The sequence below is a fragment of the Streptomyces fodineus genome (genome assembly GCF_001735805.1).
In the GTDB taxonomy this organism is placed as follows: domain Bacteria; phylum Actinomycetota; class Actinomycetes; order Streptomycetales; family Streptomycetaceae; genus Streptomyces; species Streptomyces fodineus.
The window spans coordinates 6,963,708-6,989,928 of sequence record NZ_CP017248.1 but is presented as its reverse complement, the minus strand read 5'-3'; the positions used below and the strand labels follow the sequence as shown (position 1 = coordinate 6,989,928).

At 70.4% G+C, this 26,221-nt stretch carries 24 protein-coding genes; 14 read left to right on the top strand and 10 right to left on the bottom strand.

Annotated features, from left to right (window positions below; genetic code table 11):
• Positions 1–6: 6 nt before the first annotated feature.
• Both BFF78_RS30030 and BFF78_RS30025 read left to right on the top strand, forming a co-directional pair.
• On the top strand, positions 7–1,041 hold the full coding sequence (locus BFF78_RS30030) for a LacI family DNA-binding transcriptional regulator (protein WP_069781270.1): 1,035 nt from the start codon (positions 7–9) through the stop codon (positions 1,039–1,041).
• Positions 1,042–1,109: 68 nt separating this feature from the next.
• Positions 1,110–1,976, top strand: a complete 867-nt coding sequence (locus tag BFF78_RS30025) for a phosphatase PAP2 family protein (RefSeq protein ID WP_193433567.1) — start codon at positions 1,110–1,112, stop codon at positions 1,974–1,976.
• Here BFF78_RS30025 and BFF78_RS30020 read toward each other — a convergent pair.
• Positions 1,964–4,972 (bottom strand): bifunctional [glutamine synthetase] adenylyltransferase/[glutamine synthetase]-adenylyl-L-tyrosine phosphorylase, encoded by a 3,009-nt coding sequence (locus BFF78_RS30020; RefSeq protein ID WP_069781268.1) that lies wholly within the window; start codon positions 4,970–4,972, stop codon positions 1,964–1,966. The genes BFF78_RS30025 and BFF78_RS30020 overlap by 13 nt on opposite strands.
• Before the next feature lie 307 nt (positions 4,973–5,279).
• Here BFF78_RS30020 and BFF78_RS30015 point away from each other — a divergent pair, with 307 nt between their 5' ends.
• From BFF78_RS30015 to BFF78_RS29995, 5 genes are all read left to right on the top strand, one after another.
• Positions 5,280–6,167, top strand: a complete 888-nt coding sequence (locus BFF78_RS30015) for an alkaline phosphatase family protein (RefSeq protein ID WP_069781267.1) — start codon at positions 5,280–5,282, stop codon at positions 6,165–6,167.
• Position 6,168: 1 nt separating this feature from the next.
• On the top strand, positions 6,169–7,428 hold the full coding sequence (locus tag BFF78_RS30010) for an MFS transporter (RefSeq protein WP_193433565.1): 1,260 nt from the start codon (positions 6,169–6,171) through the stop codon (positions 7,426–7,428).
• Positions 7,425–8,444 (top strand): TolB family protein, encoded by a 1,020-nt coding sequence (locus BFF78_RS30005; protein WP_069781266.1) that lies wholly within the window; start codon positions 7,425–7,427, stop codon positions 8,442–8,444. The genes BFF78_RS30010 and BFF78_RS30005 overlap by 4 nt, the downstream gene beginning before the upstream one ends.
• 54 nt (positions 8,445–8,498) lie before the next feature.
• Positions 8,499–8,768, top strand: coding sequence for a hypothetical protein (locus BFF78_RS30000; protein ID WP_069781265.1), 270 nt, complete (start codon positions 8,499–8,501; stop codon positions 8,766–8,768).
• 347 nt (positions 8,769–9,115) lie between these two features.
• Entirely contained in the window at positions 9,116–10,132 is a 1,017-nt protein-coding gene (locus tag BFF78_RS29995; protein ID WP_159033084.1) for a hypothetical protein, read from the top strand.
• Positions 10,133–10,234: 102 nt separating this feature from the next.
• Here BFF78_RS29995 and glnA read toward each other — a convergent pair whose 3' ends face one another.
• On the bottom strand, positions 10,235–11,596 hold the full coding sequence (gene glnA / locus BFF78_RS29990) for a type I glutamate--ammonia ligase (RefSeq protein ID WP_069781263.1): 1,362 nt from the start codon (positions 11,594–11,596) through the stop codon (positions 10,235–10,237).
• Positions 11,597–11,903: 307 nt separating this feature from the next.
• On the opposite strand from glnA, the gene BFF78_RS29985 reads away from it, so the two are divergent.
• Positions 11,904–13,088, top strand: coding sequence for a globin domain-containing protein (locus BFF78_RS29985; protein ID WP_069781262.1), 1,185 nt, complete (start codon positions 11,904–11,906; stop codon positions 13,086–13,088).
• Positions 13,089–13,108: 20 nt separating this feature from the next.
• On the opposite strand, the gene BFF78_RS29980 is transcribed toward BFF78_RS29985, so the two are convergent.
• Positions 13,109–14,065 (bottom strand): FAD-dependent monooxygenase, encoded by a 957-nt coding sequence (locus BFF78_RS29980; RefSeq protein WP_069781261.1) that lies wholly within the window; start codon positions 14,063–14,065, stop codon positions 13,109–13,111.
• Positions 14,066–14,087: 22 nt separating this feature from the next.
• Entirely contained in the window at positions 14,088–14,531 is a 444-nt protein-coding gene (locus tag BFF78_RS29975) for an RrF2 family transcriptional regulator (RefSeq protein ID WP_069781260.1), read from the bottom strand.
• A 198-nt stretch (positions 14,532–14,729) separates the two neighbouring features.
• Between BFF78_RS29975 and BFF78_RS29970 the strand changes: the two genes are divergently transcribed.
• From BFF78_RS29970 to BFF78_RS29960, 3 genes are all read left to right on the top strand, one after another.
• The gene (locus tag BFF78_RS29970; protein ID WP_069781259.1) at positions 14,730–15,404 is read left to right on the top strand and encodes a DUF3105 domain-containing protein; all 675 of its coding nucleotides are present in this window, start codon (positions 14,730–14,732) and stop codon (positions 15,402–15,404) included.
• Positions 15,404–16,039 carry a DUF305 domain-containing protein gene (locus BFF78_RS29965; RefSeq protein ID WP_069781258.1) on the top strand — a complete coding sequence of 212 codons (636 nt, stop codon included), beginning with the start codon at positions 15,404–15,406 and terminating at the stop codon, positions 16,037–16,039. The genes BFF78_RS29970 and BFF78_RS29965 overlap by 1 nt, the downstream gene beginning before the upstream one ends.
• Positions 16,040–16,271: 232 nt before the next feature.
• Positions 16,272–18,212 (top strand): S53 family peptidase, encoded by a 1,941-nt coding sequence (locus tag BFF78_RS29960; RefSeq protein WP_069781257.1) that lies wholly within the window; start codon positions 16,272–16,274, stop codon positions 18,210–18,212.
• A 63-nt stretch (positions 18,213–18,275) separates the two neighbouring features.
• Here the strand turns inward: BFF78_RS29960 and BFF78_RS29955 are convergent, their stop codons facing one another.
• Both BFF78_RS29955 and BFF78_RS29950 read right to left on the bottom strand, forming a co-directional pair.
• Positions 18,276–18,557, bottom strand: coding sequence for a DUF397 domain-containing protein (locus BFF78_RS29955; protein ID WP_069781256.1), 282 nt, complete (start codon positions 18,555–18,557; stop codon positions 18,276–18,278).
• Complete coding sequence (locus BFF78_RS29950; RefSeq protein ID WP_193433564.1) at positions 18,529–19,392, bottom strand: helix-turn-helix domain-containing protein; 864 nt, start codon at positions 19,390–19,392, stop codon at positions 18,529–18,531. The genes BFF78_RS29955 and BFF78_RS29950 overlap by 29 nt, the downstream gene beginning before the upstream one ends.
• Before the next feature lie 112 nt (positions 19,393–19,504).
• On the opposite strand from BFF78_RS29950, the gene BFF78_RS29945 reads away from it, so the two are divergent.
• Positions 19,505–19,726, top strand: a complete 222-nt coding sequence (locus BFF78_RS29945) for a hypothetical protein (protein ID WP_069781255.1) — start codon at positions 19,505–19,507, stop codon at positions 19,724–19,726.
• Positions 19,723–20,079 (top strand): ATP-binding protein, encoded by a 357-nt coding sequence (locus tag BFF78_RS29940; RefSeq protein WP_069781254.1) that lies wholly within the window; start codon positions 19,723–19,725, stop codon positions 20,077–20,079. Before BFF78_RS29945 ends, BFF78_RS29940 begins: the two co-directional genes overlap by 4 nt.
• Positions 20,080–20,120: 41 nt before the next feature.
• Here the strand turns inward: BFF78_RS29940 and BFF78_RS29935 are convergent, their stop codons facing one another.
• The 4 genes from BFF78_RS29935 to BFF78_RS29920 all read right to left on the bottom strand — a co-directional run bounded on the left by BFF78_RS29935 (position 20,121) and on the right by BFF78_RS29920 (position 24,959).
• On the bottom strand, positions 20,121–21,338 hold the full coding sequence (locus tag BFF78_RS29935) for an MFS transporter (protein ID WP_069781253.1): 1,218 nt from the start codon (positions 21,336–21,338) through the stop codon (positions 20,121–20,123).
• 90 nt (positions 21,339–21,428) lie between these two features.
• Positions 21,429–22,397, bottom strand: coding sequence for an endonuclease/exonuclease/phosphatase family protein (locus BFF78_RS29930; protein ID WP_069783900.1), 969 nt, complete (start codon positions 22,395–22,397; stop codon positions 21,429–21,431).
• A 269-nt stretch (positions 22,398–22,666) separates the two neighbouring features.
• On the bottom strand, positions 22,667–23,296 hold the full coding sequence (locus BFF78_RS29925) for a TetR/AcrR family transcriptional regulator (RefSeq protein ID WP_193433563.1): 630 nt from the start codon (positions 23,294–23,296) through the stop codon (positions 22,667–22,669).
• A 76-nt stretch (positions 23,297–23,372) separates the two neighbouring features.
• On the bottom strand, positions 23,373–24,959 hold the full coding sequence (locus BFF78_RS29920; protein ID WP_193433562.1) for an MFS transporter: 1,587 nt from the start codon (positions 24,957–24,959) through the stop codon (positions 23,373–23,375).
• A gap of 212 nt (positions 24,960–25,171) precedes the next feature.
• Here BFF78_RS29920 and panB point away from each other — a divergent pair, with 212 nt between their 5' ends.
• Positions 25,172–26,038, top strand: coding sequence for a 3-methyl-2-oxobutanoate hydroxymethyltransferase (gene panB, locus BFF78_RS29915; protein WP_069781251.1), 867 nt, complete (start codon positions 25,172–25,174; stop codon positions 26,036–26,038).
• Positions 26,039–26,221 lie beyond the last annotated feature (183 nt).

Below are 26,221 nucleotides of genomic sequence, written 5' to 3'. Positions count from 1 at the left end.
GGTGCCGTGACCACACGGCTTGCCGACATCGCTGCGCAGGCGGGGGTGAGCGAAGCGACTGTCAGCCGGGTCCTCAACGGGAAACCGGGCGTCGCCGCCACCACCCGCCAGTCCGTGCTCGCCGCCCTGGACGTGCTGGGCTACGAACGCCCGGTACGGCTGCGGCAGCGCAGCGAGGGGCTGGTCGGTCTGATCACGCCGGAGCTGGAGAACCCGATATTCCCGGCTCTGGCCCAGGTCATCGGCCAGGCGCTGACCCGGCAGGGCTACACGCCGGTGCTCGCCACGCAGACCCCGGGCGGGTCGACCGAGGACGAGCTGACCGAGATGCTGGTGGACCGCGGGGTCGCGGGGATCATCTATGTCTCCGGGCTGCACGCCGACACCACCGCCGACATGCAGCGCTATGAGCGGCTGCGGGCGCAGGGCGTGCCGTTCGTGCTGGTGGACGGGTTCTCGCCGAAGGTGCAGGCGCCGTTCATCTCCCCCGACGACCGGGCCGCGATGACGCTCGCGGTGACCCATCTGGCCTCGCTCGGGCACACCCGGATCGGGCTCGCGCTCGGGCCGAAGCGGTTCGTGCCGGTGCAGCGCAAGATCGAGGGCTTCGTGCGGGCCATGCAGGAGCAGCTGGGGTTCGCCGCCGAGGCCGTCGAGACCGAGCTGATCCAGCACTCGCTGTACACCCTGGAGGGCGGTCAGGCGGCGGCGACGGCGCTGATCGAGCGGGACTGCACGGCCGTGGTGTGTGCCAGCGACATGATGGCGCTCGGTGCGATACGCGCGGCCCGGCAGCGGGGTCTGGAAGTGCCCCGGGACGTGTCGGTGGTCGGCTTCGACGACTCCCCGCTGATCGCCTTCACCGACCCGCCGCTGACCACGGTCCGCAAGCCGGTGCCGGCGATGGGCCAGGCCGCGGTGCGCACGTTGCTGGAGGAGATCGGCGGGACGCCCGCGCCGCACAGCGAATTCGTGTTCATGCCGGAGCTGGTGGTGCGCGGGTCGACGGCTTCGGCGCCGCATGTCGTCCGTACGCCGTAGAAAGTGCGCCGCGGACCCGGCCTTGGGATGATCGGGCGGAGGACCCTTTTCTGGCAGACTTGATGCCTATGAGTGACTCGACCGTGACAGAGCCGGATGGTCGCGAGGAGGTGGCCGTTCCACAGGCGGTCACGGGCGAGCACGACACAGAGGGCGTCCTGGCCCGGCTGCGGCAGCCGCGGCGGCCCCGGCTGTGGTTCGAGGTCCTTCTGATCGCGGTGAGTTACTGGACGTACTCACTGATCCGCAACGCCGTCCCGGAGCAGAAGGGCAAGGCGCTGCGCAACGCCGACTGGATCTGGGGCGCCGAGCACGATCTGGGCATCGCCGTCGAGCGGTCCGTCAACCACGCCGTGAACTCGATGTCTTGGCTGATCATCGGCATAAACTACTACTACGCCACACTGCACTTCATCATCACGCTCGGTGTCCTGGTGTGGCTGTACCGATGGCATCCGGGCCGGTACGCGGCGGCCCGTCTGGTGCTCTTCGCGACCACGGGTGTGGCGCTCGTCGGTTACTACCTGTTTCCGCTCGCGCCGCCCCGGTTGATGGGCGACGGGCATTTCGTGGACACGGTCATGGTGCACCACACCTGGGGCTCGATGGCCTCCGGCGATCTGAAGCACATGTCGAACCAGTACGCGGCGATGCCCTCGATGCACATCGGCTGGTCGATGTGGTGCGGGCTGACGGTCTTCGCGCTGGCGTCCGTGCCGTGGGTGCGGGTGCTGGGCCTGCTCTACCCGGCGACCACCCTGCTGGTCATCGTTGCCACGGCCAACCATTTCTGGCTGGACGCGGTGGGCGGTGTGCTGTGCCTGGCCTTCGGGTTCACGGTGGCGCGGGTGTGGTTCGGGACGGTGCCGTACGCCTTGCCGAGGGTGGTCGCGGTGGCGGGTCGCGAACCGGTCGGTGCCGCTCAGTCGGCGTAGAACAGCTCCTCCACCACCGTGCGCGCCCTGCGGGCGGTACGGCGGTACGCGTCCAGCATGTCCCCGGCGTGCCCGGCGCCGTAGCCCAGGTAACGGCCCACGGCGGCCAGCTCGCGGGGCTCGGTGGGGAAGGTGTCCCCCGCCCGGCCGCGGACCAGCATCACCGCGTTGCGCACCCGGGTGGCCAGTACCCAGGCCTCGTCCAGGATCTCCGCCTCCTCGGCCGGCAGCAGCCCGGCCTCGCGCGCGGCGGCCAGCGCCTCACGGGTGCGGGTGGTGCGCAGGCCGGGGGTGTCCCAGCCGTGCCGGAGCTGCAACAGCTGGACGGTCCACTCGACGTCGGACAGGCCGCCCGGACCGAGCTTGGTGTGCAGCTTGGGGTCGGCGCCGCGCGGCAGGCGCTCGGCCTCCATACGGGCCTTCAGCCGGCGGATCTCGCGTACGGCGTCCTCGCCGAGGCCGTGGGCCGGGTAGCGGAGGGGGTCGATGAGGGCCGTGAAACGCCGGCCGAGCTCCTCGTCCCCGGCCACGTGTTCCGCCCGCAGCAGCGCCTGGGACTCCCAGACCAGGGACCAGCGGCGGTAGTACGCCTCGTACGACTTCAGGGTGCGCACCAGCGGGCCCGACTTGCCCTCCGGGCGCAGGTCGGCGTCGATGAGCAGCGGCGGGTCGGCGCTGGGCAGCTGGAGCAGGCGGCGCATCTCGGCGACGACCTTGTTCGCGGCCGCGGCTGCCTCGTGCTCGTCGACGCCGTCCTGCGGTTCGTGTACGAAGACGACGTCGGCGTCGGAGCCGTAGCCCAGCTCGTGGCCGCCGAAACGGCCCATTCCTATGATCGCGAACCGGGTGGGGAGCATGTCGCCCCAGCCGTCCCGGACCACCGCGCGCAGGGCGCCGGCGAGGGTGGCCGCGGTGAGGTCGGAGACCGCCGCGCCGACCCGGTCCACGAGGGCGCCCTGGTCGGCCTCGGCGGGGCTGGTCTCGGTGCCGTAGGAGCCGACGATGTCTCCGGCCGCCGTACGGAACAGCTCGCGGCGGCGCACCCCGCGGGCCGCGGTGACGCCCTGCTCGGCGTTCTCCGCGCGGCCCACGGCGGCCAGGATCTCCTGTTCCAGGTGGCCGCGCCCGCGGGGCGCCAGTCCCCCGCCGCTCGTGCCGGTGCCGTCGCCGTCGCCCAGCAGGGCCACCGCCTCGGGGGCGCGCATGAGGAGGTCGGGGGCGAGGCGGCCCGCCGACAGGACGCGGGCCAGGTTCTCGGCCGCCGCGCCCTCGTCGCGCAGGAGCCGCAGGTACCAGGGGGTCTTGCCGAGCGCGTCCGAGACCTTGCGGAAGTTCAGCAGGCCCGCGTCCGGGTCGGCGGAGTCGGCGAACCAGCCCAGCAGGACGGGGAGCAGGGTGCGCTGGATGGCCGCCTTGCGGGTTACGCCGGAGGCCAGGGCCTCCAGGTGGCGCAGGGCGGCGGCCGGGTCGGCGTAGCCGAGGGCGACCAGGCGCTCGCGGGCCGCCTCGGGGCTCAGGCGGGCCTCGCCGGGGGCGAGTTGGGCGACCGCGTCGAGGAGGGGGCGGTAGAAGAGCTTCTCGTGCAGCCGTCGTACGACGCCGGTGTGCCGCTTCCACTCCCGGATCAGCTCGGCCGCCGGGTCGCTGCGCAGGCCGAGGGAGCGGCCGAGGCGCCGCTGGTCCTCCTCGGCCACGGGGACGAGGTGGGTGCGGCGCAGGCGGTAGAGCTGGATGCGGTGCTCCATCGAGCGCAGGAAGCGGTACGCCTCGTCCAGGCGGGCGGCGTCCTCGCGGCCGACGTAGCCTCCGGCGGCCAGGGCCTGGAGGGCGTCCAGGGTGGTGCCGCTGCGCAGGGCGAGGTCGGTGCGGCCGTGCACCAACTGCAGGAGCTGGACGGCGAATTCGACGTCGCGCAGACCGCCGGGGCCGAGCTTGAGCTCGCGCTCGATCTCGGACGCCGGGATGTTCTCCACGACGCGCCGGCGCATCTTCTGGACGTCCGCTACGAAGTTCTCGCGCTCGGCCGCCGTCCAGACCATGGGTTCCAGTGCCTCGATGTACGCCTGGCCGAGGGCGGAGTCGCCGGCCACCGGGCGGGCCTTGAGGAGGGCCTGGAACTCCCAGGTCTTCGCCCAGCGCTGGTAGTAGGCGAGGTGGGAGGAGAGAGTGCGCACCAGGGGGCCGTTGCGGCCCTCGGGGCGCAGGTTGGCGTCCACCGGCCAGATGGAGCCCTCCACGGTGGTCTCGGAACAGATCCGCATGAGGTGGGAGGCGAGGCGGGTGGCGGCGGTGAGTGCCTTGGCCTCGGTGGTGCCTTCGGCCGCTTCGGCTACGAAGATCACGTCCACGTCGGAGACGTAGTTCAGTTCGTGGCCGCCGCACTTGCCCATCGCGATCACCGCGAGGCGGCAGGCGGCATCGTCCTCGGGGGCCTGCGCCCGCGCTATGGCCAGGGCGGCGCGCAGGGTGGCGGTGGCGAGGTCGGCGAGTTCGGCGGCCGTCTCGGCGACGTCGATGGTGCCGCAGACGTCCCGGGCGGCGATGGAGAGCAGACAGCGGCGGTAGGCGATGCGGAGCAGGACCGGGTCGGTGGCCTCGGCCAGGCCGCGCTCGAACTCCGTGAGGCCCGGGTGCAGGTCCTGCGGCTCGTAGGTGACCAGGGCGCGCCAGTCGCCGGGGTGGCGGGCCAGGTGGTCGGTGAGGGCGGCGGAGGCGCCGAGGACACCGAGGAGGCGGTCACGCAGGGGCTTGGCCGCGATGAGGGTGTCCAGCAGTTCGCGGTGGGCGGTGGGGGCGGGCTGGGCCTCCAGGAGACGCACCAGGCCGTGCAGGGCGAGGTCGGGGTCCGGGGTGGCGCCGAGGGCTTCCAGCAGGACGGGGTCGTCGCGGACGGCGGTGAGCTCCGGGCCGTCGAGGAGACGCTCCGCTGCGGAGGGGTCGGTGAAGCCGTGCCGGAGCAGACGGGTGAAGGTACTGCTTCTGCGCCCCGGCGTCATCTCCGTGGCCTCCCCTTTGCATACGTCTCGCATCGGAACCGTCCTGGCCAGAGCCTAACCGGAGGGGGGCGGGGGTGGGTGCGAGCGTGCGGGACCGGTCGCCTGCGGCGCCTTTCCCTCCCTGTACCGGGCTCCTCATCGGGCCGCTGGTGCGCCTGGGTGTCCTCGGGTTCGGTGCGGGGGGCGCGGGAGTCGTTCATCTGGTCTTCATCCTCTTGGTTCGGTGCCGTACGGCGGGGGAATGTTGACGTGTGCATGCTCTGTCCGCACCGCCAGCCCCGTTCCGCCCCCCACACCGGAGGTTGATGTGTCCGGCAGTTCCGTGTATCGCCGCACCCGTACCGTCGTGGCGTCCGCAGCGGCCCTCGCCGCGGTCGCGTTCGGGCTGTGGACCGGGATCGGCGAGGGGTCCGCGCACGCCGCGGGCGCCGTGCCGAGCCCGGACCACGTGGTCGTCGTGGTCTTCGAGAACCACGCGTACAGCCAGGTCATCGGCTCCTCCCGCGCCCCGTACATCAACTCGCTGAAGTCGGGAGGTGCCAACCTGACGCAGTCGTACGCCGAGACCCACCCGAGCCAGCCGAACTACTACGCGATGTTCTCCGGCGACACCCAGGGCATCACGGACGACAGTTGTGTCACGCCCGGTTTCTCCTCGGCGCCCAACCTGGCGTCCGAGGTGATCGACGCCGGCCGTACCTGGGCCAGCTACAACGAGGATCTGCCCGGCCAGGGTGACACCACGTGCAGCAGCGGCGACTACGCCCAGAAGCACAACCCGTGGTTCGGGTTCGGCAACGTGCCGGCGGAGAGCGCCATGACGTTCGACCAGTTCCCGACGGACTACTCGACGCTGCCCCAGATGTCGTACGTGGTCCCCAACCTGTGCAGCGACATGCACGACTGCTCGGTGTCCACCGGTGACACCTGGCTGAAGAACAACCTGGGCGGCTACGCGAGTTGGGCCAAGACCCACAACAGCCTGCTCGTCATCACCTTCGACGAGGACAACCGGCTGAGCGGGAACCGGATTCCGACCGTGCTGTACGGGCAGCCGGTGGCCGCGGGGTCGTCCAGCTCCACCACGTACAACCACTACGACCTGCTGCGCACCCTCGAGGACAGCCAGGGCCTGACCTCGCACGCGGGCAACGCGGCCTCCGCCAAGGACATCAGCGGCATCTGGGCGTCGTGACGTGTACGTAGCGGACAGCCGCGCGAGTACGCCGGCGTCCGCGGACGGTGCCGTCCGGCCACTGGCCGGGCGGCGCCGTGCCGCGATCGCCCCGACCGTGCTCGCGCTGGGAACGGTCAGTCTGGTCACGGATGTCTCGTCCGAGATGGTCACCGCCGTACTGCCCCTGTACCTGGTCAGCGGGCTCGGTCTGTCCCCGCTGGGGTTCGGGCTGCTCGACGGCATCTACAACGGCTTCTCGGCGGTCGTACGGCTCGTGGGCGGGCATCTGGCGGACCGGGGCGGGGGACGGCACAAGTGGGTCGCGGGGTTCGGGTACGGCGTCTCCGCCGTGTGCAAGCCGTTGCTGCTGGTCGCGCATTCGCTGACCCCGATCGGGCTGGTCCTCGCCGCCGACCGCACGGGCAAGGGGCTGCGGACCGCTCCGCGCGATGCCCTCATCTCGTTGTCGAGTACGACCGAGTCCCGGGGGCGCGCTTTCGGGGTCCACCGGGCCATGGACACGGCCGGTGCGCTGCTCGGGCCGCTGGTGGCGTTCCTGATCCTGCGGGCGACGGTCGACGGGTACGACGCGGTGTTCACCGTCAGCTTCTGTGTCGCGGCGCTCGGTGTTCTGGTGCTGGTCCTGTTCGTGCCCGGCGGGCGAGGGGAGGCGGTCGCGGACGAACGGCCCACCCTGCGGGGTGCGGTGGGGCTGTTGCGGCGGCGCGGGTTGCGGCGGATCGCCGTGTGCGCGCTGTTGCTGGGTCTCGCCACGGTCAGTGACTCGTTCGTGTATCTGCTGCTCCAGCGCCGGCTCGGCGTCCCGGACCGCTGGTTCGCGCTGCTGCCGCTCGGTACGGCCGCCTCGTTCCTGCTGCTCGCGATGCCGCTCGGGTGGCTCGCGGACCGGGTGGGCAGGTGGGCGGTGTTCGTGGCCGGGCACGGTGCCCTGCTCGTCGCGTACGCGCTGCTGCTCACGGCGTGGCGGGGCTCGCCGCTGCCGTACGTCGTCCTCGCCCTGCACGGCGCCTTCTACGCGGCCACCGACGGGGTGCTGATGGCGGCGGCCTCGGACGGGGTGCCCAAGGCGCTGCGCTCCTCCGGGCTGGCCCTCGTGCAGACCGGGCAGGCCCTCGCCCGGTTCGCCTGCAGTCTTCTGTTCGGCGCGGCCTGGACGGTGTGGGGGGACCGGGCCGCTCTGGCGGGTGCGGCGACGGCTCTGGTCGTCTGTGTGGTCTTCTCCGTCGTCGTCCGTCCGAAGGGGGCGGTGCCCGCATGACCGTACGCGGTCGCATCCTGATCCTCCTCGCCGCCGTCGCCGTGCTCGCGGCGGTGGGCCTGGCGTCCGTGCTGCACGCCTCCGCGCGGGCCGACCGCCGTAACCACACCCAGGCGGGCGGTCCGCGGGTCACGACGGGCACGGTGACGCTGACCGGGCGTGGGCGGATGGTCTTCCGGAACATGGCCTGGGGCCCGCACCGGGACGAGCTCACGACGGTCCCGGCGGACGATCCGTCCGGGCCGCGCACCGCCTCCGGCCTCAAGTGCCTTCGTTTCTATGCCGCTTCGGGGACGGGGGTGTGCCTGCAGGCCGTGCACGGGACGGTGTCGGACACGTATCGCGCGCTGGTTCTGGACGCTCGGCTGCGGACCGAGCACCGCTATGACGTCCCGGGCATTCCGTCCCGTGCCCGTATCTCGCCGACGGGCCACTTCGCGGCCTGGACGGCGTTCGTGGGCGGTGACTCGTACGCCGGTACGAACTTCTCCACGCGCACGGCGATCGTGGACACCAGGAGCGGCGAACTAATTCCGTCGCTGGAGGACTTCAGGGTCGTCGAGGACGGGCATCCGTACCGGGCGGCGGACGCCAACTTCTGGGGCGTGACGTTCGCGGCGGACGACCGCACGTTCTACGCGACGTTGGCGACCAGGGGCCGTACCCATCTGGTGAGGGCCGACCTGCGGGCCCGTACGGTCACCATGCTGCACGCGAACGTGGAGTGCCCGTCCCTCTCGCCGGACGGAACGCGGATCGCCTACAAGAAGCGGGTCAAGGGCCTGCCGAAGGACGCTCCTTGGCATCTGTACGTCCTGGACCTGCGGACCATGCGGGAGACTCCGCTGGCCGAGCCGAGGAGCGTGGACGACCAGGCGGTATGGCGGGACGCCCGTACGGTCGTGTACGCGCTGCCGGGCGACTACGGCGCCGATCTCTACCAGGTGCCGGCGGACGGGTCGGGGGCCGCGCGGCGGATCAGCACGGCGGCGGTGTCACCGGCGTATGTCGGATAGCCGCACCGCCGTCAGCCGCGTGACCTGGGCCGATCCGGGGTCGTTGACCAGGCTATGAAGAAGATCACCGCTCTCGCCGCGCTCACCGCGGCCGGTCTCACGCTCGCCGCCCCGGCCCACGCCGAGGGCCACGGCAGCCGCGGCCGCATCAACATCGCCGGCCGGACCCTGACCGGGAACAAACTCTGCGAGCAGGCCCTCGGGCTCGTCCCGCTCGCCGCACCATGGACGGGCCAGTCGGTGTACGACGCCTGCAACGACCGCGCCCACGTCCACCACCAACAGCCCCAGCAGATCACCGGCCTGTCCGACGATCCACGGTGAACCGCCGGCGCGGCCGGGCACCGTGGGGCCGACGGTCCACGACCGCCGGCCCCACGGGATCGTTCCGCCGGAATTCCGCTTCTGCTTCGGCGTGACTCCGGCCGATCCGGGGCGCTGAATTCCAAGTGCCCCTCATGTGCCAGGCGTTGTAAGCCGGGCATCTGCTCGCAGAGATGCGTCACCTACCCGATCGGCGTAGCCTGGTTGGAGGAGTTGCCCTCGCCAGGCCGACACTCGGCGCGAGTCACCGACTTGTCAACCAGAATTCCTTTCCGATGAAGTCGCCGCCGCTTTGCCGACGCGACGACACATCACGCCTGGAAGCCTGATCAGGAAAAGGGACTGCCGTGATTCACAGAGAGAACGGGGAGATTCGTCCCCTCAACGTCGTGATACGTCCCGGCTCGCCGGTCGCTCAGGCGTATCATGCGAGGCACGCTGCCGCAGCCGTGACGTCGAAGGCTGTTACCTCCGCCGGATTTCGCGTGCGCCCGGAGTGGGACATGACGGACCACAAAGGAAAGAAGATCAAGGATTTGGTCTTCGTCAACTGCTTCCTCGGCGGCGCGGAAGCCTGGGCCTCGTCTGACATGAAGAACATCGATGAGGCACTTTCTGCCGCGATGTCGGACAGCGAGTTGCAATCGGTGATTGCCCAGTACTACCCGGGCCAGAAAATCACGTCCACGAAGCTGCCACCACACGTGGTGGCGGACAACGTGACACCGAAGTTCTTCAAGAACCAGGCAGAAGCACTGGCCGAGGAGCTGTTCCTGAACGGGGTGCTGGGGAAAAAGGATCCCGGGCAGAGCGTCATCAACCTCATGCTTCCGCGTGGCATCGTCCTGGTCGACGGCTTCTCGCCGGGATTCCACCCTCCGCCCGGCACGGAAGAGGAACACGGTCGCCGTAAGCGCGCACTGATCAAGATAGATGACGACGCGGCCGACTCCACACAAGGACTTGGTGGTTACCACGGCTCGGTGCACGTGAACCACAACGGTGAGGACGTCACGGTCTACTACGCGGTCGGAGTTTTCTCTGAGGGAAACAACGGCATTGCGGTGTTCGATGGGGAAAATGGCGCCTGGCAGAATGTGGTCGCCACCTTCTACCACGAACTCAACGAAGCACGGACCGACCCCGACGTGGAGGACGCCGTCCGGCTGAACGACGACTCGAAGATCGGGTGGTATTCCGACGGAGGCAACGGCGAGATCGGCGATCTCCCCATCAAAGAGGTCGAATCCACACCGAACGCACCACTCACGCAAGTTTTCAAGGTCGTGCAACTCACCCAAGGGAACGGCACGGCTCCGATCCAGCTCATGTGGTCGAACAAGGTGCATGCTCCAGCGCAGTGACTGCCCGCCGGCACGGCAGCTGTGAGACGCCGTGGGGCCGACGGTCCATGACCGCCGGCCCCACGGGCGCGCATTCCGCCGGAAATCCGCTCCGGCCTGCCCCTACAGCACCGGCAGGTTCTTCCGCAGCTCGAACGCCGTGACCTCCGAGCGGTACTCCTCCCACTCCTGGCGCTTGTTGCGCAGGAAGAAGTCGAAGACGTGTTCGCCGAGGGTCTCGGCGACCAGGTCGCTGCGTTCCATCAGGGTGAGGGCCTCGCCGAGGTTCTGCGGGAGGGGTTCGATGCCCATCGCGCGGCGCTCGGCGTCGGAGAGGGCCCAGACGTCGTCCTCGGCGCCCGGCGGGAGCTCGTAGCCCTCCTCGATGCCCTTCAGGCCCGAGGCCAGGAGGAGGGCGTAGGCGAGGTACGGGTTGGCGCCGGAGTCCAGGGAGCGGACCTCGACGCGGGCGGAGCCGGTCTTGCCGGGCTTGTACATCGGGACGCGGACCAGGGCGCTGCGGTTGTTGTGGCCCCAGCAGATGTACGACGGGGCCTCGCCGCCGGCGCCCGCCGTGCGCTCGGAGCCGCCCCAGATGCGCTTGTAGGAGTTCACCCACTGGTTGGTGACCGCGGAGATCTCCGCCGCGTGGCGCAGCAGGCCCGCGATGAAGGAGCGGCCGACCTTGGAGAGCTGGTACTCGGCGCCGGACTCGTAGAACGCGTTGCGGTCGCCCTCGAAGAGGGAGAGGTGCGTGTGCATGCCGGAGCCCGGGTGCTCGGAGAAAGGCTTCGGCATGAAGGTCGCGTGGACGCCCTGCTCCAGCGCCACCTGCTTCATGACCAGCCGGAACGTCATGATGTTGTCGGCCGTGGAGAGCGCGTCGGCGTAGCGCAGGTCGATCTCCTGCTGGCCCGGCGCGCCCTCGTGGTGGGAGAACTCCACCGAGATGCCCATCGACTCCAGCATGGTGATCGCCTGGCGGCGGAAGTCCATGCCGACGTTGGTCGGGGTGTGGTCGAAGTAGCCCGAGTTGTCCGCCGGGGTGGGGCGGGAGCCGTCGAGCGGGCGGTCCTTGAGCAGGAAGAACTCGATCTCGGGGTGGGTGTAGAAGGTGAAGCCGAGGTCGGAGGTGCGGGCCAGGGCGCGCTTGAGCACATACCTCGGGTCCGCGAAGGACGGGGAGCCGTCCGGCATGAGGATGTCGCAGAACATGCGGGCGGTGCCGGGGGTCTCCGCGCGCCAGGGCAGGACCTGGAAGGTGGACGGGTCCGGCTTGGCGATCATGTCGGACTCGTAGACCCGGGCGAAGCCCTCGATGGCCGAGCCGTCGAAGCCGATGCCCTCGTCGAAGGCCTGCTCCAGCTCGGCGGGGGCCACGGCGACGGACTTGAGGAAGCCCAGCACGTCCGTGAACCACAGGCGTACGAACCGGATGTCGCGCTCCTCCAACGTCCGGAGCACGAACTCCTGCTGCTTGTCCATCTTCCGCTACCCCATCCTTGCTGGTCAGGCCGCCTGTCCCCGGTGCCGTGGGAGGCGGTCGGGCACCTGAGCATCCCACCACAACACCATTTCGTGCGCGTTGCGGACCTTGATCGCGGATGCGTCCTCGGCCTGAACGCCTCTCGTACGGCAGGTGTACCGCTGTGTCGCCCATCTTGCCTGCTTGGACCGACATCCGTAATGGGCGATCCGCTTTCCGGCGTGAGCGATGCCACGTCCGTTTAATTTGCATCTCAGATGCAAGTTTTCTTACGATTCGGATCAGTCGAGACGCGAGGAGTCCCCGATGCTGTCCGAACCGTCCGCAGCCACCGTCCGCGCCACCCTTCCCGCCGTCGGCGCGGCCATCGGCGAGATCGCCGAGCGCTTCTACGCCCGGCTCTTCGCCGCCCACCCCGAACTGCTGCGCGACCTGTTCAACCGCGGCAACCAGGCCTCCGGCGCCCAGAAGCAGGCCCTCGCCGGCTCCATCGCCGCCTTCGCCACGCATCTGCTGGAACACCCGGACACCCGGCCCGACGCGATGCTCGGCCGCATCGCCCACAAGCACGCCTCCCTGGGCGTGGCCCCCGGGCACTACCCGGTGGTGCACGAGCACCTCTTCGCCGCCATCGTCGAGGTCCTCGGCGAGGCCGTCACGCCCGAGGTGGCCGCCGCCTGGGACGAGGTCTACTGGCTGATGGCGAACGCGCTCATCGCCGTCGAGAAGCGGCTGTACGAGGAGAGCGGCAGCACCGAGCGGCGGCCGTGGGAGGTCGTGGAGCGCGTCGAGGAGACGGCGGACGTCGTCACCTTCCGGCTGCGCCCGGCCGACGGCGGCCCGGTGCGCGGCTTCCGCGCCGGCCAGTACGTCTCCGTCCAGGTCGAGCTGCCCGACGGCGCCCGGCAGATACGCCAGTACAGCCTCTCGGGCGCGCCGGGCGAGACGCTCCGCCAGTTCAGCGTCAAGCGGGTCACCGGCGACGACGCGCCCGACGGCGAGGTCTCGAACCACCTCCACGCGCGCGTGCGCGTCGGCGACGTCCTGGACCTCTCCGAGCCCTACGGCGACCTCGTCCTGGACGCCGGCGCCGAGACCCCCCTGCTGCTCGCCTCCGCCGGCATCGGCGTGACCCCGATGATCGCGATGCTGGCCGACCTCGCGGGCGGCGGCCACCGCGGTCCGGTCACCGTCGTGCACGGCGACCGCTCCCCCGCCGACCACGCCCTGCGCACCGACCACGAGACGTACGCCGGGAAGCTGCCGGACGCGTCCGTGCACTTCTTCTACGACCGGGACGCCGGGCCCGGCACCCGCACCGGCCTGGTCGACCTCGCCGGCATCGCCGTACCGGCCGGCACGCGCGCGTACCTGTGCGGTCCGCTGCCGTTCATGCGCGCGGTGCGCGCCCAGCTGATCGAGAAGGGCGTGGCCCCGGCCGGCATCCACTACGAGGTGTTCGGCCCGGACCTGTGGCCGGCGCAGGGCTAGAAGGCCCTACGGCCTCCGGATCATTCGGCGCCGAAGCGGCGGGCGCCCTCGCGGCCGGTCTCCTGGTTCTCCGCCACGTACGGGCGCAGCTCCTGCTCATAGGCGGCGAAGGCCTTGGTGTGGTCCTCGCCTGACTCGGTGAGGTGCCGGGCGAGGGCGCGGGCGCCGATCAGGGCCTGGGAGGTGCCCATGCCCGAGGTGGGGGCGGCGCAGTAGCCGGCGTCGCCCACCAGCACGACCCGGCCCTCGGACCAGCGGTCGAGGTGGACCTGGCAGGCAGAGGAGAAGTAGAGGTCCTCGGCGGCGGACATGTCGTCCAGCAGGCGGGGCACGATCCAGCCGGCGCCGGCCATCCGCTCCCGGGTGATCCGCTCCTGTTCCGCGCGCTCCAGCAGGTCCGGCTTCGGCGAGTCGCCGGCGAAGGAGAGGCTGACGGACATCCGCTCCGGGTCGGCCGCGCTGAAGGCGTAGACCGTCCGGCCCTGGTTCTGCCACAGCGCGCCCCGGTGGTCCAGGCCCAGCCGGTTCGGCGCGGTGAAGCCCACGCCCGACATGCCGAGGTACCGGACCGTCTCGCCGTGCGGGCCGAAGACCAGCCGGCGCACCGCGGAGTAGAGGCCGTCGGCGCCGACGACCAGGTCGTAGGTGTCCGGGGCGCCGCGTTCGAAGCCGACCCGGACCCCGTCGGCGTCCTGCTCGATCGCGTTGACCGAGTCGGCGAAGACATAGCGCACCGCGTCCGCCGTACGGGCGTGCAGGATGCGGGTCAACTCCCGTTTGGGCACCTCCAGTTCACCGGCGAAGACCTCGGCGGGCAGTTCGCCCGCGCGGTTGCCGTCGGCGTCCAGCAGGTCGGTGCCGCGCATCCCCGTGGCATGCCCGCGCACCTCCTGCAGAATCCCGAGCTCCGCCAGCGCCTCGAAGGCCGCGCCCCGGAAGTCGGGGACCAGCCTTCGCCAGGTCCGCCCGGTGATCAACGACGCCTTTCGGACAGGGGCGTCAGCCGCCCAACGTGCCCCGCGAGATCCCCAGCAACAGAGGGCCCGTCGGTTCGGCGACGATCTCGGCGACGGTGACCGGGTCCAGCGCGGCGAAGAACGCCTCCTGGGCCCGGCGCAGGGCGCCGCGCAGCCGGCAGCCGGTGTTCAGGGGGCAGGGGGTCGGGCCCTCGCAGTCGACCACGTCACCGTCGCCCTCGAAGCGGCGCACCACCGCGCCGACCGACGCCGTACGGCCCTCGGCGGTGAGGGTGAGGCCGCCGCCCCGGCCGCGCCGGGCGTCGACGAGGCCCAGGTGCTGGAGTTCGGCGACGACCTTCGCGGCGTGCGTGTACGGCACGTCCATGTCCGCCGCGACCTGGCGGGTGGTGGGCGTGGCGTCGCCGGCCACGGCCAGTCGCATCAGGACGCGCAGGGCCAGGTCGGTGGAGCGCAGGAGCCGCATACCACGAGCGTAGGTAATGCGCATCCAGGGTTCAAATTATCCCGCCGTCCTGCCGGATCCCCGGCCCGGGGATCCCCCGGGCCGGGGATCCCCGTCGTTCCTTTGCCCTGCCCTCCCTACGGCAGCCGGTCCCGCCCCTACTACCATCAGCGGGCCCCACCCCTGTCGTTGCCGGCCCTTTCCCCAGAAGGACACCTCATGGGTTCCGCCAAGAACAGCAGCGCGGCGCGCAAGGCGCGCATAGAGGAGATGCGCCGCACCGAGCGTGCGCGCGAACGCCGCAACCGCCTGCTCACCATCGCCGCGAGCGTGGTGATCGTCGCCGGCCTCGTGGTCGGCGGTGTGGTCCTCGTGAACTCCCAGTCCGGCAAGAAGGACACCGCGGGCGACTCCAAGAGCTCCGGGAGTTCCGGGGACTCGGGGCACTGGGTCACCGGCAAGGACGGCGTGCAGACCTGGAGCGGCAAGCTGGCGCGGACGCACGTGACGGCCAAGGTGTCGTACCCGATGCACCCGCCGGTCGGCGGCAACCACAACCCGATCTGGGCGACCTGTGACGGCACCGTCTACACCAAGGCGCTGCAGGACGAGAACGCCGTGCACTCGCTGGAGCACGGCGCGGTCTGGGTGACGTACACCAGCAAGGCGAAGAAGGCCGACGTCGACGCGCTCGCGGCGAAGGTGAAGAAGACGCCGTACTCGCTGATGAGCCCGTACGAGAACCAGGCGGAGCCGCTGATCCTGTCGGCCTGGGGCCACCAGGTGGCCGTCAAGAGCGCGGACGACCCCGAGGTGAACAAGTTCTTCGCCGCCTACGTCCAGGGCCCGCAGACCCCGGAGCCGGGCGCCGCCTGCACCAGCGGGGCGATGTAGTGAAGCGGCGGCACGTCGGATGGCTCGCCGGGGCCGCGGCGGCGGTGCTCGTCGCGGCCGGCGCGATCACGTACGCGGTCGCCGAGGACACGAGCGGCACCTCGTCCGTGCAGACCCCGGGCGCGGAGTCGGCGGACGCCGGGTTCGCCCGGGACATGGCCGTGCACCACCAGCAGGCCGTCGAGATGTCGTACATCGTCCGGGACCGCACGAAGGACGAGGAAGTACGGCGGCTCGCCTACGACATCGCGCAGACGCAGGCCAACCAGCGCGGCATGCTGCTCGGTTGGCTGGATCTGTGGGGGCTGCCGAAGGTGTCGGCGAAGCCGCCCATGGCCTGGATGGGCATGGGCGACATGCCCGAGCGCGGGGACGGCTCGCTGATGCCGGGCATGGCGACGGACACCGAGCTGAGGAAGCTGCAGACCCTCAGCGGCAAGCCGGCCGAGGTCCTCTACCTCCAGCTGATGACGGACCATCACAAGGGCGGCATCCACATGGCCGAGGGATGCGTGTCCAAGTGCACCGTCGACGTGGAGAAGCGGCTCGCGCAGGGCATGGTCGACGCGCAGCAGTCGGAGCTTCAGGTGATGGCCGGGATGCTCAAGGAGCGCGGAGCGAAACCGCGTTCCTGACCAGTGGGCAAGCCGGTTCGTAATACAGCCGTAAGGATAAAAGCCTCAAATCGCCCCAGCTGACGATTACTTGAGCTTCTCTTGACCTTTACCTTCCCCTGGCATGAACGGTTCATCGAAAGAGTGACCCCCATCGTGTGATCCATTCGCCGGCCGAACCGCCGCGGGCCGGTGCGCGGATGCATGACGTACCGACCACTACATGCATGCGAATCGCATCGCAGGGGGTTCTATGAGATCCAACCGCGCCAAGCTGCGCGCCGTGAGCATGGCAGCGACACTGCCCATGGTCGCCGGCGCGCTGGCGCTGGGCATACCCGCGGCACACGCCGCGAACGGCCCCGCCCGTGAGGCACTGAAGGGCACCAAGCCGCTGTGGGCCACGGCCAAGGCGGACAAGGGCGCAACCCCGGACAGCGCCCAGGTGAACGCCAAGGTCTACCTGGCCGGCAAGGACGCGGCGGGCCTCGCCGCCTACGCCAAGGCCGTGTCCGACCCCAGCTCGCCGCTGTACGGCAAGTACCTGAACGCCAAGAAGGCGCAGGCCCGCTTCGGGGCCACCAAGGCCCAGGTGGACGCCGTGAAGTCCTGGCTGACGTCGGCCGGTCTGAAGGTCACCGAGGTCACCCAGCACTACGTCGCCGTCTCCGGTGACGTGGCCGCCGCCGAGAAGGCGTTCGGCACCCAGCTGCACAACTACGCCAAGGGCTCGGCGACCTACCGCGCCCCGGCGCAGACCGCGTCCGTCCCGGAGGCCCTGAAGGGCGCCGTCCTGACCGTCACCGGCCTGGACAACGCCCCGCACGTGTCGCACCACGACGACCAGCTGCCGCCGCCGGACGCCGTGTTCAAGAACTCCGGGCCGTTCTCGTCGTACTACGGCTCGAACATCGCGAGCACGCTGCCGGACGCGTACGGCGCCAAGGCTCCCTACGCGATCAGGGGCTACACGGGCAAGCAGCTGCGCGCCGCCTACGGTGCGGGCGACTACACAGGCAAGGGCGTCCGCGTCGCCATCACCGACGCCTACGCCTCGCCGACCATCGCCTACGACGCGGGCACGTACGCGGTCAAGCACGGTGACGCGGCGTGGAAGACCGGCCAGCTGCACCAGGCGCTGCCGGCCAACTACACCAAGATCAAGGAGTGCAAGGCCGCGGGCTGGTACGGCGAGGAGACCCTCGACGTCGAGGCCGTGCACGCGGTCGCGCCGGACGCCGACGTCACCTACGTCGGTGCGGCCTCCTGCTACGACGACGACCTGCTGGCCTCCCTCAGCAAGGTGGTCGACAACCACCTGGCCGACATCGTCTCCAACTCCTGGGGCGACGTCGAGGCCACCCAGACGCCGGACCTCGCAGCCGCCTACGACCAGGTCTTCCAGCTGGGCGCGGTGCAGGGCATCGGCTTCTACTTCTCCTCCGGTGACAACGGCGACGAGGTCGCCAACACCGGTACGAAGCAGGTCGACACCCCCGCCAACTCCGCCTGGGTGACGGCGGTCGGCGGTACGTCCCTGGCCGTGGGCAAGGGCGACAAGTACCAGTGGGAGACCGGCTGGGGCACCGAGAAGGCGACCCTGTCGGCGGACGGCAAGAGCTGGGACGGCTTCCCCGGCAAGTTCACCTCGGGCGCGGGCGGCGGCACCAGCAAGACGGTCGCCGAGCCGTACTACCAGAAGGGTGTCGTCCCGGACTCGCTCGCCAAGGCCAACAGCGCCGACGGCAACCGCGTCGTCCCGGACATCGCGGCCATCGCCGACCCGAACACCGGCTTCCTGGTCGGCCAGACCCAGACCTTCCCGGACGGCTCGCAGCAGTACAGCGAGTACCGCATCGGCGGCACCTCGCTGGCCGCTCCGGTGATCGCGGCGGTCCAGGCCCTGGCCCAGGAGGCGCGCGGCGGCAAGGCGATCGGCTTCGCCAACCCGTCGATCTACGCCAAGTACGGCAAGGGCGTCTTCCACGACGTCACGGACAACCCGACCGGCTCCGGCCTGGCGGAGGTCCGGGTGGACTTCGCCAACGGCCTGGACGCCAAGGGCGGCCTGCTGTACTCGGTCCGCAGCCTCGGCAAGGACAGCTCGCTGTCCGCGGTGAAGGGCTACGACGACGTGACGGGCGTCGGTTCGCCGGCGAACGGGTACGTGCAGTCGTACGCCAAGAAGCAGTGACGCGCTGACGCTCCGCTGAGTGGCGGGGGGCCCGGGGTCGTGAAGACCCCGGGCCCCTTTGCGTTACGCGGACTTGAGTGCGGTGATGAAGGGGGTCCAGGCGGTGGGGGGGAGGAGGAGGGTGGGGCCGTTGGGGAACTTTGAGTCGCGTACGGGGACTACGCCGGGGATACCATCGGCTACTTCGACACAGTTGCCGCCGTCGCCGTTGCTGTAGCTCGACTTGCGCCAAAGGGCGGCACCGGGGAAGTCGCGCGCCACTTCGACGCATTCCCCGCCGTCACCGTTGCTGTAGCTGCTCTTGAACCAGAGAGCGTCACTCAAGTCGATCCGGTTGCTTGCCATTTCGGTAATCCTCTGCCGCTGCCTTGATCATGGCGAGGGACGTGTCTGGTGACAGTGCGACGGCCCTGAGCCGATCGTATGCCTTGCGGTACTGCTTCACGAGGGCCGGATCGTCGATGGTGTCACCGCTATAGGACGCCTCCGTGTAGATCAGCGGTGGGGCGTCCGGGAAGTCCATGACCATGATGGACGCGGCCATCAGGGGATACGCCCCGCACGTCCGCGGAACGATCTGCGGAGTGATCCGGCGCCGCTCGGCCAGCTCCACGATCCGGTCCAACTGCTTGGCCATCTCCAGCGGCGGGAGGATCGGATCCGCGATCAACGACTCGTGCAGGACTGCCCAGTACTCCGGCGTGGAGTGATCCTCCTCGAAAAGGCGGGCTCGGCCGAGCCTGGCCGTCACTTTCTCCTCGACCCACTCGTCGGAGGCCGCCGGGTGGGCCGACCGGACCAGCATCCGGGCGTAAGGAGCGGTCTGGAGCAGTCCGGGGAAGGTAATGGGGCACCATTCCTCAATGGCCTCCGCGTACTTCTCCGCCTCCAGGACCTTCTCGAAGTACGCGGCATGCGGCCCTCGCCTCGCCTTCCGCACATCCTCGCAATGCCGCTCGAAGAAGCCGTCCGTCTTCAGGACCCGATCCGCATGCCGGGCCAGGTCGAGCGGCATCCTCCGCTCCCCGCGCTCGATGTCGCTGAGGTAGGTCTTGCCGTAGAAGCTGCCTTCGAGGAACGCCTCCAGCGACAGCCCCGCCGCCTCCCTCTTCCACCGCAACTCCGCACCGTAGAAGGTCGGAACGCTCATCGAGCCGTCGATGTCCTTGCGCCGTGCCATCGTTCACCTTTCGCTGCCCCGGTCGCGAACGCGAAACCTCTTTTACGGTAGCCAGCGGGGCGACACTCTGTGAGGTGTTCGTCACACACCGCACAGAAGGCTGTCGATCCCCATGCCCGACCGCTCCCCCACCGCCTTCGACGTGGCCCTCTGCGTCGAGGACCTCCGCGCCGCGCTCACCCTGCACGGCATCACGCTTCCCTCCCTCCGCGTGGACCTGCCGGGCTTCGCGGGCACGTACGTCCCGCCCGCCGGACTCGTCACGCTCGGGAACTGCAACACGGCCACGGCACGGGCGCTGGCCGCCGCGCTCAGGAAGACGGCGGGCCGGTGAGGACGGTGCTCGAACTCCGCCTGCTCGCCACGCCGAAGGCCGCGCCGGAACTGCGGCACCGGCTCCGCGAGCACAGCTACGACGTCCGGCTGTGCGCGACGGAGTTGCTGACGAACGTCATCGATCACCTCGGCGAGGGCACACCGGTGACCGTACGGGTCATCGGTACGGCGGCGGATCACGGCCGTACCCGCATCGAAGTGACCGACCCCGCCCCCCGCGCCCTGCCCGTCGTGCTGTCCGCGACGGAGGCGGAGGAGTCCGGGCGGGGGATGGCTCTCCTCGACGCACTCGCCCAGCGGTGGGGCGTGGAGCGGTGGCCGGACAGGAAGACGGTGTGGTGCGAGGTGTGAAGTCGCCGTGGGCCGGGGTCCAGGGGGCGGAGGCCCCCTGGTCAGTGGTGCAGCGCCCCCGACTCGTCGGGAACGTGGGACGTGACGACCCGTCCCGCCGACGGAGTCGCCCGGCGTCGGTCGACCGCGTACGCCACGCTCGCCACGCCCAGCCCCAGCACCGCCAGCATCGCGCCCGCCAGCGCGGGGGACGTCGTGCCGAAGCCCGCCGCCAGCGCCAGGCCGCCGATCCAGGCGCCGCCGGCGTTGGCCAGGTTGAAGGCCGCCTGGTTGGCGGAGGAGGCCAGGGAAGGGGCGGCTGCGGCCTTCTCCATGACCATCAGCTGGAGCGGGGAGCCGGTGATGAACGCGGCCATGCCCAGCAGGGCCACCGCCAGCGCCGCGCTCCACTCCGCGCGCATGAGGAGGGGGAACAGCAGGAGCACGAGTCCGAGGGAGGCGAGTCCGCCGAAGAGCGTCCCGCGCAGGGAGTGGTCGGCCAGGCGGCCGCCCAGCAGGTTGCCCGCCGTCGCGCCCACGCCGAAGAGGGCGAGGAGCAGGGTCACGTTCGTCTCGGCGTAGCCCGCCGCGTCCGTGAGCATCGGGGTGACGTAGCTGTAGGCCGCGAACAGCGCGCCGAAGCCCGCCACCGTCGTACCGAGGGCCAGCCAGACCGGCAGGGACTTCAGCGCGGCCAGCTCGCCGCGCACGCCCGCCGAAGAGGCGGCCTGCTCCCGGTCGTGGGGAATGAGCAGCGCCAGCGAGGCGATCGCCGCCAGACCGATCACGCTCACGCCGAGGAACGTGGCGCGCCAGCCCAGGTGCTGGCCGACCAGCGTCGCGACCGGCACCCCCGCAACGTTGGCGACGGTCAGGCCGAGGAACATCAGTGACACGGAGCGGGCCTTGCGCTCCGGCGGGACCATCGCCGTGGCGACGACCGCGCCCACGCCGAAGAAGGCACCGTGCGGAAGGCCGCTGAGGAAGCGGGCGGCCAGCAACGAACCGTCGCCGGGGGCGAAGGCGGACAGCGCGTTGCCCGCGACGAACATCGCCATCAGGGCGATCAGCACCGTACGGCGGGACATGCGGGCCGTGAGCGCGGCCAGCAGGGGGGCGCCGATCACCACGCCCAGCGCGTACGCCGAGACCAGGTGCCCGGCGGCGGGGATCGAGATGTGCAGGTCGCCCGCGACATCGGGGAGCAGCCCCATCATCACGAACTCGGTCGTACCTATGCCGAAAGCGCCGACGGCCAGCGCGAGCAGGGCCAGGGGCATGAAGGGCCTGTGCCTTTCGAAAGGGAGGGGCTCCGTGCAGTCTCTATGTTCAGCTACGGAACAAAGTCTCAGGCCCAGTATTCCGGTCGGTTACGACGATGTGTCCAGCTTCACACGGGCGGCCACCGGCAAGTGGTCGCTGCCGGTGCGCGGCAGGGTCCAGGAGCTCTCCGGCTCCACGCCCCGGACCATGATCTGGTCGATCCGCGCCATCGGGAACGCCGCCGGCCAGCTGAACCCGAAGCCGCTGCCCGCCGCGCCCTGCGTGGAACGCATCTGGGAGGTGACGGCGTTGAGCGAGCGGTCGTTCATCGTGCCGTTCAGGTCGCCGAGCAGGACGACCCGCTTCAGGGGCTCGTCGGCGATGGCCTCGCCGAGCGCGTCGGCGCTCTTGTCGCGCTGCCGGGCGGTGAACCCCGCCTTCATCTTCACCCGCACCGAGGGCATGTGGGCGACGTACACCGCGATCGGGCCCTTGGGGGTGGTCACGGTGGCCCGCATCGCGCGCTTCCAGCCGAGCTTGATGTCGACGGCCCGCACATCGCTCATCGGGTACTTGCTCCACAGGCCGACCGTGCCCTCGACCCCGTGGTACTTGTACGCCGGAGCGAGCGCCTGCTCGTAGGTGGACACGGCCGTGGCCGGGACCTCCTCCAGGGCCACGATGTCGGCACCGGAGGCGGCCACGTCGCGGGCGGTGCCGACGGGGTCGGGGTTCTCGGCGTTGACGTTGTGGGTGGCCACCATCAGGTCGCCGCCCGAGCCGGTCTTGTCGTAGAGCAGCCCGCCGAAGAGGTTCAGCCACACGATCGCCGGGAGGAGTACGGCGATCAGCGCGGTCGCCGACTTCCGGATCAGGCCGAGGAGCAGCAGCACCGGGACGGCGAGCCCCAGCCAGGGCAGAAACGTCTCGGTGAGACTGCCGAGATTGCCCACCTGGTTCGAGATGCGCGAGTGCAGCAGCATCACCAGGGCCAGGAGCAGGGCGAGGACCGCGAGGATGATGCCCCGGCGCCAGATGCGTGGATCGCCTCGCCAGCCCGCGAAGAGCCGGTGCATCAGGCGCCGAAGCCGGGATCCCGGTCGCTCGGGCCCCGAGCCGCCGTCCGCCGTCTCCGTCATGTACGCCTGCTGCGCCATACCGTCTGCCTCACTACCTGCTGTGCACACCGTCGTTCCCCCGTGCCTCTTCCGACCCTAGGGGATGATCGGCTCCGTTCCCGCCGTCCCGTGACGGCCGTACGGAAGACGAGGACGAACGAGGCGGGGCGGGGAGTTCCGTTCACCCCCGGGCGCACGGGGTCTGTGACGAAACGCGCACATTGATGCTACGAGGCTGTCGAGCTGACGGGCCGTAGTCCTGCCAGGGCCGTGTCGACGATCTGTTCCGCCAGGTCCTCGGGCAGGTCGGCGTCGGGGCGCATGAGGGTGCGCACGAGCATGGGGCCGACGAACATGTCCATGGCCAGGTCCAGGTCCACGTCCGGCCGCACTTCGCCTCTCTCGCGCGCCCGGCGCAGCACCTCCATGGCGAGGGCGCGGCGGGGCGCGACGACGGCGGCGTGGTACTCCATCCAGATCCTGGGGCTGGACTTCATCTGCGCGTACACGCTGTGCAGGAGCGCCGACGACCGGCTGGCGAGGCCGCGTTGACGCAGGTGCTCCAGCAGCACGACGAGGTCGTCGCGCAGGGAGGTGCCGGGGAGTTCGGGGTCGGCGGGTTCGGCGGCGCGTACGACGTCGACGAACAGCTCCTCCTTCCCGCTCCAGCGGCGGTAGATGGTGGCCTTGCCGACCCCGGCCGTGCGCGCGACGCGCTCGATGGAGAGTTCGGCGAGCGGTACGCCCTCCTCCAGGAGCTTCATCACGCCTTCCACAATGGCCCGTTCCACGGCCTCGCTGCGGGGGCGTCCCCGCACGGGCCCGTCCGGTCGCGGCCGGCTCTCGGCAAGGCTCACTTCGTTTCCCGTCCTCTCACTGTGCTGCGGGAATCGTCCCGCAGCCGCCTCCTTCCCCCGTGGAGCGCAGGTCGCGTCAGTCGCCGACTGCTACCAACTCCCCTTCTTTCTCGCCCGCTTGGTCGGCCGGCGTCCTGCCCGGCAGGAACAGGGCCGTCACCACGGCGCCGAGCAGCGCGACGCCCACCCCGCACAGGGCGGTGACGTGCATGGCGTGCAGGAACGCGTCGTTGGCGGGCGTGACCAGGGCCTTGCCCCGCGGGCCGAGCCGGCCGGCGACGCCGAGGGTGGCCTCGATGGACTCGGCGGCCGTGCCGCGCAGGGCGGGCGGCAGCATGCCGAGCTTGCCCTCGATGCCGTTGCGGTACGTCGTGGCGAGCACCGAGCCGAGGACGGCGATGCCGAGCGCGCCGCCGACCTGCCGGAAGGTGTTGCTGAGCGCGGAGGCGGAACCGGCCTTCTCGCGCGGCAGCGCCTGCATGATGACGACCGAGGTCGGCGTCATGATGTGCGCCATGCCGGTGCCCATGAGGAAGAAGACGACCTCGAGCAGCCAGATCGGGGTGTCGGCCTCGAAGGTGGCGAACGCGGCCAGGGTGGCGGCGATCAGGACCAGGCCGGCGGTGGTGGTGGCCCGGTTGCCGAACCGCTCGACGACCAGCCGGGCGCGCGGCGCGAAGATCATCTGCGCGGCGGCCAGCGGCAGCAGCATCAGACCGGACTGCAGCGGCGAGTAGCCCCGCACGCTCTGGGTGTAGAACACGCTGAAGAACGTGACGCCCATCAGCGCGAAGAAGACCAGCGCGATGGCGCTCATGGCGGCCGAGAAGACCTTGTTCTTGAAGTAGGAGACGTCGAGCGAGGGGTGGTCGCTGCGCTTCTCGAAGACGACGAAGCCGGCCAGGACGACGAGACCGGCGATGATGGTCGCCAGCACCTTGGCGTCGGTGAAGTCGGCCAGTTCGCCGCCCTTGATGATGCCGTAGACCAGCAGGACGAGGCCCACGACGGACAGCACGACGCCGATCGGGTCGAGGCGGCCCGGCCTGGGGTCGCGGGAGTCGGGCACGAGCCAGATCATCAGGATCAGCGCGAGGATCACGATCGGCACGTTGATGAAGAAGACCGAGCCCCACCAGAAGTGGTCGAGGAGCGCGCCGCCGGTGATCGGCCCGATGGCGATGGCGAGGCCCACACCGCCCGCCCAGATGCCGATGGCCTTCGGCTGCTCCTCGCGCTCGAAGACGTTCATCAGGACGGCGAGGGTGGCGGGCATGACGAAGGCGGCACCGAGGGCCATCACGGCGCGGTAGGCGATCAGCTGGCCCGGTGAGCCGGACTCGGCGGCGAGGGCGGAGCCGATGCCGAACAGGGCGATGCCGCCGAGCAGCACCTTCTTGCGGCCCAGGCGGTCGCCGACGAGGCCGGAGGTGAACAGCAGGCCGGCGAAGACCAGGGTGTAGGCGTTGATCGCCCACTCGATCTGGCCCTGGGAGGCGCCGAGTCCGACGGGCGCCGGGGTCGAGATGGTCTTGATGGCGACGTTCAGGATCGAGTTGTCGAGCACCACGATGAGCAGGCTCAGCATCAGCACGCCGAGGATCGCCCAGCGGCGCCGGTGCACCGCTTCCGGTATCCGGGAGGCAGGGACGGGACTTGTCATGCGTTCGAGCGTACGACCATTTCGATACGGAACGGTCTCGTATCTTAGTTCTTTACCAAGGTCTTACGGCTTCTTTCCGGCCATGCGCGGGGATCGGCCACAGACGGGGATCACAGGGCGTCCCCCTGGTCCTGACTGGCACGAGGTGCCACCATGGAAGCGATCCGGGGACGCCGTCAGGGCGCCTCGAGATGACTGAAGGAGCCGTTGCCATGACGCAGCTTTCGGCTGCCCGCACAAAGCCTTCCGACGGCAGCAAAGCGCTGTACGGGGGGAAGGGCACGCGCCGTATCACCGTCCGCGACATCGCCCTCGCCAAGGAGCGGGGCGAGAAGTGGCCCATGCTCACCGCCTACGACGCGATGACCGCGTCCGTCTTCGACGAGTCCGGGATCCCGGTGATCCTGGTCGGCGACTCGGCGGGCAACTGTCACCTCGGGTACGAGACGACCGTGCCCGTCACCCTCGACGAGATGACGATGCTGTCGGCGGCCGTGGTACGCGGCACACAGCGCGCCCTGATCGTCGGCGACCTCCCCTTCGGCTCCTACCAGGAGGGCCCGGTGCAGGCGCTGCGCTCGGCGACCCGGCTGGTGAAGGAGGCCGGGGTCGGCGCGGTCAAGCTGGAGGGCGGCGAGCGCTCGCACGACCAGATCCGGCTGCTGGTCGAGTCCGGCATCCCGGTGATGGCCCACATCGGGCTGACCCCGCAGTCCGTGAACGCGATGGGCTACCGCGTGCAGGGCCGGGGCGAGGAGGCGGCCCAGCAGCTCCTGCGCGACGCCAAGTCCGTCCAGGACGCGGGTGCGTTCGCGGTCGTCCTCGAACTGGTTCCGGCGGAGCTGGCGGCCGAGGTGACGCGGGTGCTGCACATTCCGACGGTCGGGATCGGCGCCGGGTCCGAGACGGACGCGCAGGTCCTGGTCTGGACGGACATGCTCGGGCTGACCTCCGGCCGGGTGCCGAAGTTCGTGAAGCAGTACGCCGACCTGCGTGAGGTCATGGGCAACGCGGCCAGGGCGTTCGCGGAGGATGTGATCGGCGGGACGTTCCCGCTGGAGGAGCACTCCGTCCACTAGCCACTGCGGCACCACCCCGGCAGCCCCGCTGATCGTCCCCCGTCGGCGGGGCTGCTGCCTTTTGCGCCTGAACCGGCGCCGCTCCCGCGGAGGTGGTTGCTCGCCGTCGTGGCTGCTCGATTGATGGTTGCGGTGTCGCTGCGATTTGTCGGTGGGTGTAGGCGACGTGTCGGTGGTTTGTCG